This is a genomic window from Bacillus sp. SIMBA_026 (genome assembly GCF_046535335.1).
Classification (GTDB): Bacteria; Bacillota; Bacilli; order Bacillales; family Bacillaceae; genus Bacillus; species Bacillus velezensis.
Window position 1 is genome coordinate 1 of the sequence record NZ_JAWRWX010000053.1, and the last position, 366, is coordinate 366.

The following is a 366-nucleotide window of genomic DNA, read 5'->3' on the forward strand; positions in this document are numbered from 1 at the left end:
GGCTGCTGCGGCCACCTGGTCCCGCATGAGCGCGAGCAAGGGCGAGACGATCAGCGTCGGACCTGCTCCCCGCCGGCGCAGTAGCAATGACGCCACAAAGTAAACAGCGGACTTTCCCCAGCCGGTGCGCTGGACCACCAACGCGCGCCGCCCCTCGTCGACCAAAGCCTCAATAGCCTCAAATTGGCCGTCGTGGAACGCGGCTTCAGGGTGCCCCACCAATTCGCGGAGGCATTGCAGGGCGTCCTGTCCGGTAGGTGATTGCACTGAAACTGAAGCGTTCGGGGAGTTGTTGGCCATCACTCCAGTATTCCAGTCGGTCATGAGGGCCGGAATCGCTGGGCCTCCTATGTGGACAACAGCAGC

Annotated in this window: 1 protein-coding gene; it reads right to left on the reverse strand. The window is 63.1% G+C overall.

Annotation, left to right across the window (positions count from 1 at the left end; translation table 11 throughout):
* Positions 1-324: DEAD/DEAH box helicase (locus tag SB847_RS20630; RefSeq protein ID WP_410578433.1), on the reverse strand; the 324-nt coding region annotated here is incomplete at its 3' end.
* Positions 325-366 lie beyond the last annotated feature (42 nt).